Annotated in this window: 10 protein-coding genes; 5 read left to right on the forward strand and 5 right to left on the reverse strand. The window is 39.4% G+C overall.

What is annotated here, in order from left to right; translation table 11 throughout:
- Position 1: 1 nt before the first annotated feature.
- Positions 2 to 1,048: a Gfo/Idh/MocA family oxidoreductase gene (locus G9H60_RS12350; protein ID WP_223144364.1), complete on the reverse strand. Its 1,047-nt coding sequence runs from the start codon at positions 1,046 to 1,048 to the stop codon at positions 2 to 4.
- Positions 1,049 to 1,086: 38 nt separating this feature from the next.
- Entirely contained in the window at positions 1,087 to 2,733 is a 1,647-nt protein-coding gene (locus G9H60_RS12355) for a carboxylesterase/lipase family protein (protein ID WP_223144365.1), read from the reverse strand.
- A gap of 108 nt (positions 2,734 to 2,841) precedes the next feature.
- Between G9H60_RS12355 and G9H60_RS12360 the strand changes: the two genes are divergently transcribed.
- Positions 2,842 to 3,675: an NAD(P)H-hydrate dehydratase gene (locus G9H60_RS12360; protein WP_223144366.1), complete on the forward strand. Its 834-nt coding sequence runs from the start codon at positions 2,842 to 2,844 to the stop codon at positions 3,673 to 3,675.
- 230 nt (positions 3,676 to 3,905) lie between these two features.
- Here G9H60_RS12360 and G9H60_RS12365 read toward each other — a convergent pair whose 3' ends face one another.
- Both G9H60_RS12365 and G9H60_RS12370 read right to left on the reverse strand, forming a co-directional pair.
- Positions 3,906 to 4,934 (reverse strand): sugar phosphate isomerase/epimerase family protein, encoded by a 1,029-nt coding sequence (locus G9H60_RS12365; protein ID WP_223144367.1) that lies wholly within the window; start codon positions 4,932 to 4,934, stop codon positions 3,906 to 3,908.
- 122 nt (positions 4,935 to 5,056) lie between these two features.
- Positions 5,057 to 6,601: a serine hydrolase domain-containing protein gene (locus G9H60_RS12370; protein ID WP_223144368.1), complete on the reverse strand. Its 1,545-nt coding sequence runs from the start codon at positions 6,599 to 6,601 to the stop codon at positions 5,057 to 5,059.
- Between the two features lie 130 nt (positions 6,602 to 6,731).
- Between G9H60_RS12370 and G9H60_RS12375 the strand changes: the two genes are divergently transcribed.
- The 4 genes from G9H60_RS12375 to G9H60_RS12390 are packed head-to-tail and all read left to right on the forward strand — an operon-like array spanning position 6,732 to position 11,899.
- Positions 6,732 to 8,324, forward strand: a complete 1,593-nt coding sequence (locus G9H60_RS12375; RefSeq protein WP_394369788.1) for an MFS transporter — start codon at positions 6,732 to 6,734, stop codon at positions 8,322 to 8,324.
- A 1-nt stretch (position 8,325) separates the two neighbouring features.
- The gene (locus tag G9H60_RS12380) at positions 8,326 to 8,544 is read left to right on the forward strand and encodes a DUF6814 family protein (RefSeq protein WP_223144369.1); all 219 of its coding nucleotides are present in this window, start codon (positions 8,326 to 8,328) and stop codon (positions 8,542 to 8,544) included.
- 18 nt (positions 8,545 to 8,562) lie between these two features.
- Positions 8,563 to 10,470: an acetate--CoA ligase gene (gene acs, locus G9H60_RS12385; RefSeq protein WP_223144370.1), complete on the forward strand. Its 1,908-nt coding sequence runs from the start codon at positions 8,563 to 8,565 to the stop codon at positions 10,468 to 10,470.
- A 1-nt stretch (position 10,471) separates the two neighbouring features.
- Positions 10,472 to 11,899 (forward strand): ATP-binding cassette domain-containing protein, encoded by a 1,428-nt coding sequence (locus tag G9H60_RS12390; protein ID WP_223144371.1) that lies wholly within the window; start codon positions 10,472 to 10,474, stop codon positions 11,897 to 11,899.
- A gap of 238 nt (positions 11,900 to 12,137) precedes the next feature.
- On the opposite strand, the gene G9H60_RS12395 is transcribed toward G9H60_RS12390, so the two are convergent.
- Entirely contained in the window at positions 12,138 to 13,367 is a 1,230-nt protein-coding gene (locus G9H60_RS12395; RefSeq protein WP_223144372.1) for a M24 family metallopeptidase, read from the reverse strand.
- Positions 13,368 to 13,369 lie beyond the last annotated feature (2 nt).

Below are 13,369 nucleotides of genomic sequence, written 5' to 3' on the forward strand. Positions count from 1 at the left end.
GTTATTGAATGGAGATGATAGCTTGTTGACGATTACTTTCATAGGCCGCATCTACAATGCGCATACTACGAATTCCATCCTCAACAGATACGGCTGGCTTTTCGTTCCCTAATAGGCTTTGGTAAACATTTTCAAAAAAGGCCATGTAATTACCAGTTTCTGATGGAATGGCCCGTGGGCTTTCTTCTCCGTCTACCCAAATTTGGCCAAAATCCTTTTCTGAATCCTCACCCCAGTTAGGTGTATTAGGCAATATAGCTAGTTGTAAGTCAGCCTCTTGTCGATCAGATCTATTCTTTAAAAAACTACCTTGCTTCCCGTGTAATTGAAAAGAAGGCACCGGCAATTTGACGAAATAACCCGCCTTTAATCTTACCCGCAAATCTGGGTAATACAATAGAATTTCAAAGTAATCGTCGACTTGCGTGTTTTTTCTTGTTTTACGCAAATCAGCAAATACGCGTTCTGGCATACCAAACAAGGAAATGGCTTGATCGATGATGTGCGGACCTAAATCGGTAACTACGCCAACACCAACTCCGGCAATTTCTTTATGGGCTTTGTAAGAAAGATTTCCGTCAAAACGATCGTAATGGAATTCTGCTTCCACCAATTCACCCAAAATACCTGATTCTTTCACTTTTTTAACGGTTAAGAAGTCAGAATCCCAGCGACGGTTTTGGAAGACAAATAATTGCTTTCCAGCTTTTTCCATGGCAGCTTTTAATAGAATTGCTTCCTCAGCCGTGCGGGTAAAACACTTTTCTACTAAGACATGTTTCCCAGCTTCTAGGCACTTTAAGGTATATTCAAAGTGTGTAGCAATGGGGGTATTGACAACCACCAGTTGGATTTGATCATTGGCTAAGACCTCTTCCAAAGAATCATAGCTTGCCACTTCAGGATAACGAGCTTGTATGTTTTTTTGAGATCTTTCCAAGCATCCTACTAAATGAAATCCAGGATGAGTCGCTAGAAATGGGGCATGAAAAACACGGCCAGACATTCCGTAAGAAAGTATGGCCGTGTGAAATATGTTCGATTGCATGTGATAGGTTTACGTTAGATTAGGTAAAAATAAGCAATTTATTTTTTACCTGAATCTTGATCTAAAAATTCATATCGGGCATCTTTTTCGCCACGAATAACTTTAGATTCTACGTCTAAAAGCATCAATTCTGGTTTAGCTTCAATTTTGGCAGCTGGCCAATTGGCTAAATTTCCTCCATTCGGGTTCCAGTTTTTAATGAAATTGGCAAAGTATTCCTGCATAACTTGAGATACTTTATAATCTTCTGGAGTCCAAGCATAGGTTAAATTTGTCGATAAATTACCTAAGGCATATTCAATTTCAGCAGAGTGTACAGCACCCTTGGGTTTTGGAGCTTTAGGGGCATTCGGGTCTCTTTTTACTACTCCACCCGCTAAAGCTGCTTCTACGTCTTTTTGAGCCATATCTGGTCTAGGACGAGCGAAATAATAACGAAATACGGGTTGTTGGCTATGTCTACGATGTAGATCAAACCATTTCCAAGTCGAGAAACCCAAGAAACGATCTCCCGCTAAGTCGGTGGCAGATTGCTCCGCTTCTTCCGCTGAATTGGCAGGGTATAATTGTAAAATTTGATCAGCCTTGTCTTTGTACAATTCTTTAACTACTTCTTTGAAAACTTCAGGAGTAGCGGCTTTTCCTTTGGTGATGGCACGATAATTCATTTCTTCTGAATTCCAACCAACCAATAAAGGCACTTGGGATTGCTCTCCAGCCTCAAAAATCTCACGTACGGTCTTTGGCATAAAATAGCCATCAATATTCCCAGGGAAGCTTAAGGTCTTAGAATCAACCATTTTTTGATATAATTCATAGGTTGACATAGCTCTTAATTCTTTCAAGGAAGTGGCCCCAATTTTTTTCGCCCAATCAGCTCCAAATTTTTCAGAATCTTGTAAGCTCATAGGTGCTAAGGTATTACTTAACCAACCCCCACTTTCACCGATGGCTCCTTGGAATAAACCTTTGGCTAAAGGTGAAGCCATTTGTGCAGAAACGGCAATAGAGCCTGCTGACTCACCTGCAATAGTCACATGATTAGGATCACCGCCAAATTGAGCAATGTTTGCTTTCACCCATTTTAATGCGGCGACCATGTCCATATAGCCATAGTTACCCGATGCTTTATTAGGTGACTCTTTCGTTAATTCAGGATGGGAAAAGAATCCAAAAAGATTCAATCGGTAATTAATGGTGACAGAAACCACCCCTTTTTTTGCCATGGATTCTCCATCATAGCGAGGCTCAGATCCATCACCAGCCATAAAACCACCACCATAAAAATAAACCAATACAGGTAATTTGGCTCCTGATTCCACTTTAGGTGTCCAAACGTTTAGGTACAAACAGTCCTCGCTCATGCCATTGCTACGGAAACCCATATCACCAAAGATCGGAGTTTGTACGGCTTTCGGGCCAAATTGCTTAGCTTGCAATACTCCATTCCAAGATTTAGGTTCTTGAGGAGCTTTCCAGCGTAAATCTCCAACTGGAGCTTGGGCAAATGGAATACCTTTGAAACTAACGATTTTAGATCGAGTGTCAAGTTCCCCTTCAACGGTTCCGTTTTTGGTTTTAACTTGTACATCGATACCATAAGTGTTTTTGGGTCCTTGTGCATGCATGGTCAACAGGGATAGGCTGAAAAGGCAGCCTGCAGCTAGTTGTAAGATTCTTTTCATGTGTATAAAATTCTTTATTGTATCAGTTTGTTACAATAGTACTTCTCGATTAGTAGAATTGCAAATTTGGCTATAAATTTTATTATTTGACGATAAAATAGAATAAAAATGGTAACAGTCCTGCAAGAAGATTGGGTGCAAAGTCACCGTAAGGAAAGAGCATTGGATGGTCACAAGCGAAGCTTTGGTCATGTTTGGGTCATTGCTGGAAGCGAAGGAACTTTAGGCGCCTCCATATTATGCTCCAGAGCAGCCTTACGGTCTGGTTGTGGTTTAGTTACGGCCATAATTCCAAAAGAAGGGCTAATTCCTCTTTTAGCCAATAGCCCAGAGTTGATGTATCAAATCAATGAAGGGAAGTCAATGTTGGAGAATTTGCCTTGGCAGGAAGAGAATTCGGCCATAGTTTTTGGTCCTGGTGTGGGTTTGAGTGAGTCTTCTGCAGAAGAGCTTCATTATTTATTGGAACATGTTAAAACCCCAATGGTGATTGATGCAGATGGTTTGACTTTACTAGCGCAACATCCTGAATGGTATGCTTTGCTAGGGGAGAGTCATATACTGACACCTCATTTAGGAGAATTAAGTCGGCTAGTAGGTAAAACAGTTGATGCTGAATCGGCTTTGGAAGAGGCGAAAAAATTTGTCCAACATTATCCAGTTCAATTGGTAGTCAAAGGAAAGAATTCCCATGTGTTTACTTCAGATGGCAAAGTATGTATGAATAGTACGGGAAATGATGGTATGGCAACCGCCGGAAGTGGCGATGTATTGGCTGGTATCATTGCTGCATTAGTTGCACAATCTTATCCGCCTAGTTTGGCAGCTTGCTTAGGAGTCTATTATCACGGCCTAGCTGGGGATTTATATACTAGTACTTATTCTAAATCCAGTTTGGTAGCAGGGGATTTGATTGAGATGCTGAAGCAAATTAAAATGTAATTGTAAGTTGTAAATGGTAAATGGTGAATTGTAGAAGGTGAATTGACGATAATCAGCTAGGTTAAAGTGATTTTCACTAATTTTAAATTAAAAAAATAGGTGAACAAAACTTTCGCTTTATCCACCTATTTAATTCAATGATTGTTAATAATAGCGAAATGAAATAGTATAATTTACCATTCACCATTTATAATTTAATAATCTGGCATTTTTTATGCCAGATTATTAAATTATCCTACCAAAATGTTTTTTGCATAAGCAACACATTTCTTAACTTCTGATACGGGATCAGAACCTGTAGGGATATCATATTCTAATTCGATAGTAGCAGGGAATTTGTATTTTTTCTCCTTCATCAAAGTAAGAATTTCTTTCAAAGGAGTATTTCCTTGGCCCCAAACTTGGTTTTGACCTCCATTCTCCTTATTCTTTCTGTCCTTAATGTGCATGGAAGTAATACGGTCCGCTTTTGATTCGATTAATTTCAAAAGACTAGCCGTAGTGTTATTTCCACCTGCTGCAATGTAGTGACCACAATCTAAGTTCATGGAGTTGTATGGCGACTGAGCCAAAGCAACATCCCAAGCTGTATCCGTAGCTGTCAAATGTAGGTGATATCCAATGTACATTTTATGTTTGGCACCCAAATCACCTAAACGCTGCGATTGAGCAGGATCAGTTGGTAATTCTATCGTTACTGATTTTGCACCTAAAGCTTTACCCGCTTTTAATGCATATTCTACCTCAGCATCGGTATTGTTTGCTCCTAAAGCATTTGGTTTGAATGCATAAATGCTAATTCCAGCCTTATCAAACATTTGTTTCACTTCCTTGAACTTGTCCATTGAAACAGATGCTCTCCATTCTGCTACCTCTTTTTGATAAGCAGCCATTTTAGCTCTTTGCTCATCCGTCATTTGTGGACGTGGTTGGCCAGGAGCTGGAGGACCCATCATTGGTCTTGGATTTGGATTTTTAGGCTTTCCAGCAAAATCCTCAGCAGCATCGCCCATCAATTCAATGGCAGAAATATTACTGTCGATGCAATATTGCAATACTTGCTCAATGCTACCTGGTAAACTGCGGTATGAATAAGTAATAGCTCCGATTTGTACACCAGCAAATTTTGAATCTGGTTTAGCGGCTAAAAGTAAAGAAGAAGCATTCGCTTTTCCTGCCAAAAATAGGCCCATCGTGGCCAAGGATCCCGAAAGTAAAAATTGACGACGAGATGAGTTTTTTGGTAAATGAGTTGACATAGATATATGATTTAAATGAAATCTTAAGATGCAATATGTTTGCTATTGTACAATGTTAGAAAAAGTTTTCAATATTCTTATACGGCACTCCCTATTTTGCGACGAGTAGGGGATTACGTAGGTTAAAGTTTCACTTTACCGCTGACTTTGATTGTATTCAGTCGATCAAAGGAATTTTTAATCTCCATGTTTAATTGGCCATTTTCTAGCTGACAAATCCAAACCCAATGGTGTGGACTTTCAAAAAAGCGTAAGGATATTTCCATCGTATTTTGATTTATCCAACGGTAACTCGACGCTACTTTAAAGGGGGATTGACCTTCTAAATTGGCTTTAGCTGCTCGCAATAAATAGGGACCAGGCATTTCTGTACTGGTCATAGCCCATGTTCCATGCCCAGCTGGTAAATAGTGCTTTTGTTGCTTATTGTCTGTTAATGTTAGGGTTAATTTTTCACCTTCAAACTGAAATCCAATTTGTTCTACATTCAGCGCATTTTTCTCTAAGTGTATTGTTGGATTATTCCAAATGGATGATGAAATGGCTTTTTCTTGAACAAGAGCTTTTAATTGTAATTGACTAAGCTTCGATTTTAACTGTTTCTGCGCAAGAGGATTAGGTGCCAAAGCTTTTTTCTCAAAGGCAGGAAGTAAATGTTTCCATACCATGTTTAAATCATCTTGCAATTCATGAGATTCGGAAGTGATGACCACCACAGCATCCTGTTCAGGCATCATCACAATGTATTGTCCATAGGCTCCGTCGGCTCTAAAGGCCCCATTTCTGCAGCGCCAAAACTGATAACCATAGCCTTGTAGCCAGTCGGAATTGGCTTTTTTCTCGGCACTAGCTGAAGGATCTTGATCAATATGCTTGGAAGTAGCTTCTGTAACCCAGTCAGCAGGTAAAATTTGTTTACCCTTCCATTTTCCATGTTGAAGATAAAGTTGACCTAACTTGGCCATATCTTCTGTTTTTACCCGAATTCCCCAGCCGCCGGTATTGATACCTTTAGGGTCAACTTCCCAGTCCACTCCTTGTATTCCCAGTGGCTTGAAAAGCCGAGGGCCTAGGTAATCCACCACTTTCTGTCCGGTAACTTTTTGAATAATAGCCGAAAGCATGTAGGTAGCTAAAGTATTGTACAGGAATTTTGTACCTGGTTGGTGAGCTATACTGGCAGAAAGAAAACCTTTGACCCAATCATTTTGCGTAGCCACTACGCCGCGTAAAGGTTCTACTTCATGTCCAACTGACATGGTTAATAGGTTTTGAATGCTTAAATCAGCGATATAGGGCTTATTGGCTAAGTCTTGGTATTCTGGAAAATACTTCATGACCTTATCACTCACTTGAATTCTTTTCTCGGCAACAGCAAAACCAATGGCAGTGGATGTCCAGCTTTTAGACACCGAATACATACTGTGTTTCAAATTAGCTGCATAAGGTTTCCACCATCCTTCTGCAATGACTTTACCGTGACGAAGTATCATTACAGAATGCAATTCATGCTTTTTGGCATCAAAGGAATCAATGAACTGTCCAATGGCCTCGGAAGAAACACCTTCAGCCTCTGGTGTACTTCTTAATAAATTTTGAGCTGTAATTTGATTTGTACTGAGAATGCATATCCCAATAAGGTAAAAGAGAAATATGATTTTTTTCATGGCTAAATGGTATTGTGTGATTTTTTAAATTCTATTGTCTAAAGATTTCTAAAAATAATGAAATTATCAGTAATTTAGATTTTTGTGTCTGAAGAAGGAATGAGGAGAAGATAAGGCATGAATTTAACCTATGAATACAACTATGTTACAGAATGAAATAAGCGAAGGCTTTGATGGAAAGAAATTGCGTAAAGTGATTGCCGCCTCTTCCGTAGGGACATTGATTGAATGGTACGATTTCTATATTTTTGGTAGTTTATCCGTCATTATTGCCACCAAATTTTTTCCTTCTGATAATCCCACAGCCGCCTTTTTATCTACTCTGGCCACCTTTGCTGCAGGTTTTGTTGTTCGTCCATTTGGCGCACTTTTCTTTGGTCGTTTAGGCGATTTATTAGGTAGGAAGTATACCTTTTTGGTAACCCTCTTAATTATGGGATTTTCCACTTTTGCCATTGGTTTAATTCCATCTTATTCAAGCATTGGCTTTTTAGCCCCCATTTTAGTCTTAACCTTACGTTTATTGCAAGGATTGGCATTAGGAGGTGAGTATGGTGGGGCTGCTACTTATGTAGCTGAACATGCTGAACCTAATAAAAGAGGATTAAGAACGGCTTGGATTCAAACCACGGCATCCTTGGGATTATTCATATCCTTGTTGGTTATTTTAGCTACGAAAAAATCCATGAGTTTGGAAGCCTTCAATGATTGGGGCTGGCGTATACCATTTTTGATTTCCATTGTGATGGTTGGTATTTCTTATTTCATCCGTAAAAATATGGATGAATCTCCGTTGTTTGCTCAAGCGAAACATGAGGGCAAGATTGTAGCTAACCCTTTGAAAGAATCCTTTGGAAAGAAATTGAATTTTAAATTTGTCCTTTTAGCGCTTTTTGGTGCCACCATGGGGCAAGGAGTGGTGTGGTATACTGGTCAATTTTATGCGCTTTCCTTTTTACAAAAAGTAGCGAATATTGAATTTGAACAAAGCAATTACATCATTGCTATTTCCTTAGCTGCTGGGACAGGATTCTTTATCTTTTTCGGATGGTTATCCGACAAGATTGGTCGTAAAGGCATAATGTTAGCCGGTATGTTAATCGCTATTTCTACCTACAGACCGATTTATCAGGCTATGTATGAATTAGCTGACGTCAATCAGAAAACAGAGAAACCTAATTCTCGTCAATCCAGAACAGATTACCATATGATGGATGGAACGGTTACTTTATCAAAAGTTACTCGTACCATTTACAGTTATACGGATGGTTCACAATTATTGGAAGAAAGGACCGAGAAAGTATCTCATTTGCCATCAGTACAAAGAGAAAAGGCAGTAGTGAAAAAAACAGTTCATGTAGGCCAACAAGCATTTTGGTTGTTGATTTTATTGGTTTTTATACAAGTACTCTACGTTACCATGGTGTACGGACCTATTGCCGCCTTTTTGGTTGAAATGTTTCCAACGGCTATTCGCTATACATCAATGTCATTACCTTACCACATTGGTAATGGAATTTTCGGGGGATTACTTCCAGCGGTGGCTACTTATTTGGCTGCCAAGGCGAATACCGCGAATGAAGTTGCGGCAGCAGCAGGACAAAGCCTGCCTTATGCTAAACCCTATTTGGAGGGTTTATGGTATCCTATCATCATAGGTGGGGTCTGTTTTGTGATTGGATTATTATACATTAACGGTAAAGATCGGGAGATCAACGATTAAGATGAATAACATTAGACGTATAGCAGGAGCCATTTGGATTCTTTTGGGTATTGCTGCAGCTTATTTTTTGATTGTTGAACAAGCTATTCCTTTGTTTGCGAAAGGAGACATGGAGAGTTTAGTTCCAGCAATTATTTACACGTTTATATTGTCCCCAATCATCACAGGGGGGATGTGTGTATTTGGACTTTATGCCTTACAAAGCGAGTATGAATTATAGATTAAAAACAAAATCCGCATGAAACTACAAGTAGAAAATTTTGAAGAATACGAAAAAGCGTACCAATATAGTGTCGAAAATCCAGAGGGTTTTTGGGGTGAAATTGCCGAGAATTTTGTTTGGAAGAAAAAATGGAATAAAGTACTGGATTGGAATTTCAAAGAGCCTAAAATAGAGTGGTATCAAGGGGCTACATTGAACATTACTGAAAACTGCTTAGATCGCCATTTGCTTGATAAAGCAGATCAACCTGCCATTGTTTGGGAGTCAAACGATCCCAATGAGGCGAATAAAACATATACTTACCGCCAACTGCACCAAGAAGTATGCACCTTTGCCCATGTTTTGAAACAAAATGGAGCGAAGAAAGGGGATAGGATTTGTTTATACATGCCTATGGTGCCTGAATTGGCCATTGCTGTTTTAGCTTGTGCGCGTATTGGGGCTATACATTCTGTGGTTTTTGGTGGATTTTCTGCCCAATCCATTGCGGACCGTATTCAAGATGCTCAGTGCTCCATGGTTGTTACTGCAGATGGTTCACACAGAGGAAATAAAGAGATATTCTTGAAACACATCATGGATGAAGCTATTATCTCTTGTCCATGCGTGAAAAAAGTCATTGTACTAGAGCGGTCTAAGTCGGCTGTTAGTATGATTAAGGGTCGTGACCTTTTTTGGCACTCAGAGATGGATCGTATGCGCAGTTTAGGCTTGACGGATTGTCCTGCCGAGGAGATGGATGCGGAGGACCCATTATTTATTCTATATACTTCTGGTTCAACGGGTAAGCCCAAGGGCGTGGTACATACCTGTGGAGGCTACATGGTATTTACAGCTTATACTTTCCAAAATATATTTCAATATCAACCGGGGGAAATGTATTTCTGTACGGCGGATATTGGCTGGATTACAGGACATTCTTACATTGTGTATGGCCCATTGATTCAAGGAGCCACTAGTTTGATTTTTGAAGGGATACCCACTTTCCCAGATGCAGGTCGTTTTTGGGATATTGTTGATAAACATGATGTCAATATTCTGTACACAGCACCTACGGCCATACGTTCTTTGATGCAATTTGGTTTAGACTATGTCAAAGACAAGAATTTGAGTAGTTTAAGGGTATTGGGATCTGTGGGAGAACCCATTAATGAGGAGGCTTGGAATTGGTACAATGAACACATAGGAAAAGGAAAATGTCCGATTGTTGATACTTGGTGGCAAACAGAAACTGGGGGTATTTTGATATCTCCATTGGCTAATATAACCCCAACTAAACCTTGTTATGCGACGCTTCCTTTACCAGGAGTTCAGCCTATTTTGGTGGATGAAAAAGGGGATGAAATTACAGGAAATGGCGTTTCAGGAAATTTATGCATTAAATTTCCTTGGCCTGGAATCTTGAGAACTACTTATGGTGACCATGAGCGTTGTCGGACTAACTATTTTGCCACCTACGAAAATCTGTATTTTACAGGAGATGGATGTATGCGCGATGAGGATGGTTATTACCGTATTACAGGCCGTGTAGATGATGTAATGAACATTTCAGGACATCGTATTGGAACGGCTGAAGTAGAAAATGCCATCAATATGTTTACTGATGTGATTGAATCTGCCGTAGTGGGATATCCGCATGATATCAAAGGGCAAGGTATATATGCCTATGTCATCATGGCTTCGACACCCATGGATCCTGTTATGGCCAGAAAGGATATAGCGGCTACGGTAAGTCAAATTATTGGAGCTATTGCTAGACCTGATAAAATTCAATTTGTAACAGGCTTACCTAAGACACGTTCAGGGAAAATCATGCGCCGGATTTTGCGAAAAATAGCAGAAGGCGATATCAATAATTTAGGAGATACTTCCACATTATTGGACCCTTCAGTTGTGGACAAAATCAAGGAGGAGAGATTGTAATATGTCGAAAATATTGGCAGATATCCAGCATTTGAGTGCTTCTTATGGAAGTGCTCAAGTGCTAAGTGATATTAATTTTCAAGTGCTAGAGGGGCAAAATTGGGCCATAGTGGGCTCAATGGGTTCAGGAAAAACAACTTTAGCTAAAGCCTTAACAGGGCGATTGTTTAGGAAAGGCGATGTTAGCTTTTTCCAAGAAGGCATATCTACCTCAAAAGTATATTGGATAGAGCAACAGCATCGATTTAAAAATAGGAGCAATGTTTCCGACTTTTATCTTCAACAACGCTTTAATTCACAAGACTCTGAGGATGCTTACACCATTTTAGAGGAGTTAGCAGAGGAAGATGCTGATGCCATGTATGCCTGGTTAGATGTCTTTCATTTAACAGAATTGGCTCATAAGCCCTTGATTCAATTGTCCAATGGTGAAAATAAGCGTTTACAATTAGTTAAGGCCTTATTGAAACAACCAGATTGGTTAATATTGGATAATCCATTTTTAGGATTGGACGTACAGGGTCGAGAAATTTTGAGTCAATGTTTGGCTAAATTATCCCAATTAAACATCCATTTCATTTTGATCAGTTCAGCCATGGAATTGCCTGATACGGTGACGCATGTGATGGTTTTGGAGCATGGACAATCCGTTTGGCAAGGAGAGAAACAAGCTTATGAGCAGCAAAAGAAGCATTTGGTCAAATTCAATGTAACTGGTTGGAAAAGTAAATTGAATGAATTAATTCGTACCAAAGAAGATTTTGCTTCATTTGAATGGGCAATCCGAATGAAAGATGTTCAAGTAAAATATGGGGATAAAGTGGTTTTGACTGGATTTAATTGGGAAGTAAGACAAGGCGATAAATGGCTGATACATGGACCCAATGGAGCCGGTAAATCAACTATGTTGAGTTTAATTTCAGCGGATAATCCTCAAGCGTATGCCCAAAATTTAGTTTTATTTGATCGTAAAAGAGGTAGTGGAGAAAGTATATGGGATATCAAAAAACGAATGGGTTATGTAAGTCCTGAAATGCATTTGTATTTCAGAGCAACGGGTACTGTGAGAGAAGTGATTTCATCAGGATTATTTGATATCATGGGATTAGGTAAAAGAATGAGTATGGATCAAAGTGGCAGGGTAGAGGCTTGGATGGAAGTAATGGGATTGGAACATTTATCTGATAGGAATTTCCAACAAATATCTACTGGTGAGCAGAGAATGGTCTTATTAACCCGAGCTTTGGTTAAGAATCCACCTTTATTGATATTGGATGAACCTTGTCAAGGTTTAGATGAAAATCAAATCCAACATGTAAAAGACTTGTTGGACTATATGTCCAATCAATATGAGTTTACCTTACTATATGTATCTCATTATGAGAGTGATGTCCCTAGTTGTGTCACTCAAAGAAAGAGTATGGTTTAGTCAATTATCTGTTTATTGATTAAGAATATCAATATGTTTTGGGCAAAAATAGGTCGAGCTGATTAGTTTTGGTAGATAGATTTGTTACTTAGATTTGACAACTTTTAAAAAGTTGTCAAATCTTCAGCTGAGCTGAGCTCAGCTCGGTTCAGCTCACTTAGTTTTTATTTAGTTGGTAAATAGCACTAAATCCCACACAAATATAAGCTGCAAATTTATTTATTAGAAAGTTGTCTAATTATTGAAATGGCTTATTGATCGATGGGCTAGGTTGTGAAAACCACCGTGGGCCATCTTCTGTCATATATACACAATCTTCTAGTCGAATTCCAAATTCACCAGGTATGGCAATGGTCGGTTCAATACTGAAACACATCCCAACCTGAAGTGGATCTTTATTCCCTTTTACCATATTGCCCCACTCATGTCCATTCATGCCAATCCCGTGCCCTGTCCGATGAGGTAAACCCGGTAATCGATACCCAGGTCCAAACCCTGCATCCTCTAATACCTTTCTAGAAGCTCGATCAACCTCTTCACAAGGTCGACCTAATTGAGCAGCAGCAAAACCTGCAGCCTGGGATTTTTTTTCCAAATCCCATATTTTCTTCTGTTGATCATTTGCTTGTCCAAATACAATAGTCCGGGTAATATCAGAACTATATCCGCCCACAACGCAACCCACATCCAGTAATACGACTTCGCCTTGCTTTAAAATTTGAGGTTTATTACTACCATGTGGAAACGACGTAGCCACCCCCATGTTTACCAATGCAAAATCATGAACAGCACCTAGACTTCGATGAACTTGAGCAATCTTGGAAGAAACATCAGCAGGTGTCATCCCTTCTTTCAAACTTGCTATTCCTGCTTTGATAGCTTCCACCGTTATATCATTGGCTCTTTGCATCAATGCTATTTCTGTAGGTGATTTAATCATTCGACAAGGAATACTGATAGGGTCGCCGCTCACTAATTGGAAAGAAGGACCGGCTTTTCTTAATCCATCAAAAATAAAAAAACGGGTTCTTTCTTCGATAGCCAATTTTCCTGTTCGAATTCCTTGATCTTTCAACAACTGAATCGTCATGGCAAATGGGTTTTCATGCTCCTCCCATGTACGAACTTGTTGGCTGATTACATTGATTTCACTGAATCTATCTTCCTCAAAAGCCGGACAAATAAAACTTAAATCTCCCTTGTCTGGAATGATGGCTAATAAAGACCTCTCACTAGGATACCATTTTACCCCAGTAAAATATTCCATGCTTGTTCCGGCATCCAATATCAAAGCCCGCATGTTATTTTTAACTAATAAACGCTGAGCTTTAGCTATCCTTTGTTTTCTTTCTTCGACACTTATTGGAATAACTGTTGGTGGTAGTATCGCATTACTCGTTTGGGTCATTAGGCTAGGGGCCAAGAATGCCAATGATGAAGATTGTAGGAATTGTCGTCGATGAATCATGT

Source organism: Aquirufa aurantiipilula (genome assembly GCF_019923745.1).
Lineage (GTDB): Bacteria > Bacteroidota > Bacteroidia > Cytophagales > Spirosomataceae > Aquirufa > Aquirufa aurantiipilula.

What these genes read in the sequence shown, in the direction of transcription:
- G9H60_RS12375 (WP_394369788.1), top strand. Translation starts at nt 6,732, where the DNA reads ATGAATACAACTATGTTACAGAATGAAATAAGCGAAGGCTTTGATGGA.
- G9H60_RS12395 (WP_223144372.1), bottom strand. Translation starts at nt 13,367, where the DNA reads ATGATTCATCGACGACAATTCCTACAATCTTCATCATTGGCATTCTTG.
- G9H60_RS12390 (WP_223144371.1), top strand. Translation starts at nt 10,472, where the DNA reads ATGTCGAAAATATTGGCAGATATCCAGCATTTGAGTGCTTCTTATGGA.
- G9H60_RS12360 (WP_223144366.1), top strand. Translation starts at nt 2,842, where the DNA reads ATGGTAACAGTCCTGCAAGAAGATTGGGTGCAAAGTCACCGTAAGGAA.
- G9H60_RS12380 (WP_223144369.1), top strand. Translation starts at nt 8,326, where the DNA reads ATGAATAACATTAGACGTATAGCAGGAGCCATTTGGATTCTTTTGGGT.
- G9H60_RS12365 (WP_223144367.1), bottom strand. Translation starts at nt 4,934, where the DNA reads ATGTCAACTCATTTACCAAAAAACTCATCTCGTCGTCAATTTTTACTT.
- G9H60_RS12370 (WP_223144368.1), bottom strand. Translation starts at nt 6,601, where the DNA reads ATGAAAAAAATCATATTTCTCTTTTACCTTATTGGGATATGCATTCTC.
- acs (WP_223144370.1), top strand. Translation starts at nt 8,563, where the DNA reads ATGAAACTACAAGTAGAAAATTTTGAAGAATACGAAAAAGCGTACCAA.
- G9H60_RS12350 (WP_223144364.1), bottom strand. Translation starts at nt 1,048, where the DNA reads ATGCAATCGAACATATTTCACACGGCCATACTTTCTTACGGAATGTCT.
- G9H60_RS12355 (WP_223144365.1), bottom strand. Translation starts at nt 2,733, where the DNA reads ATGAAAAGAATCTTACAACTAGCTGCAGGCTGCCTTTTCAGCCTATCC.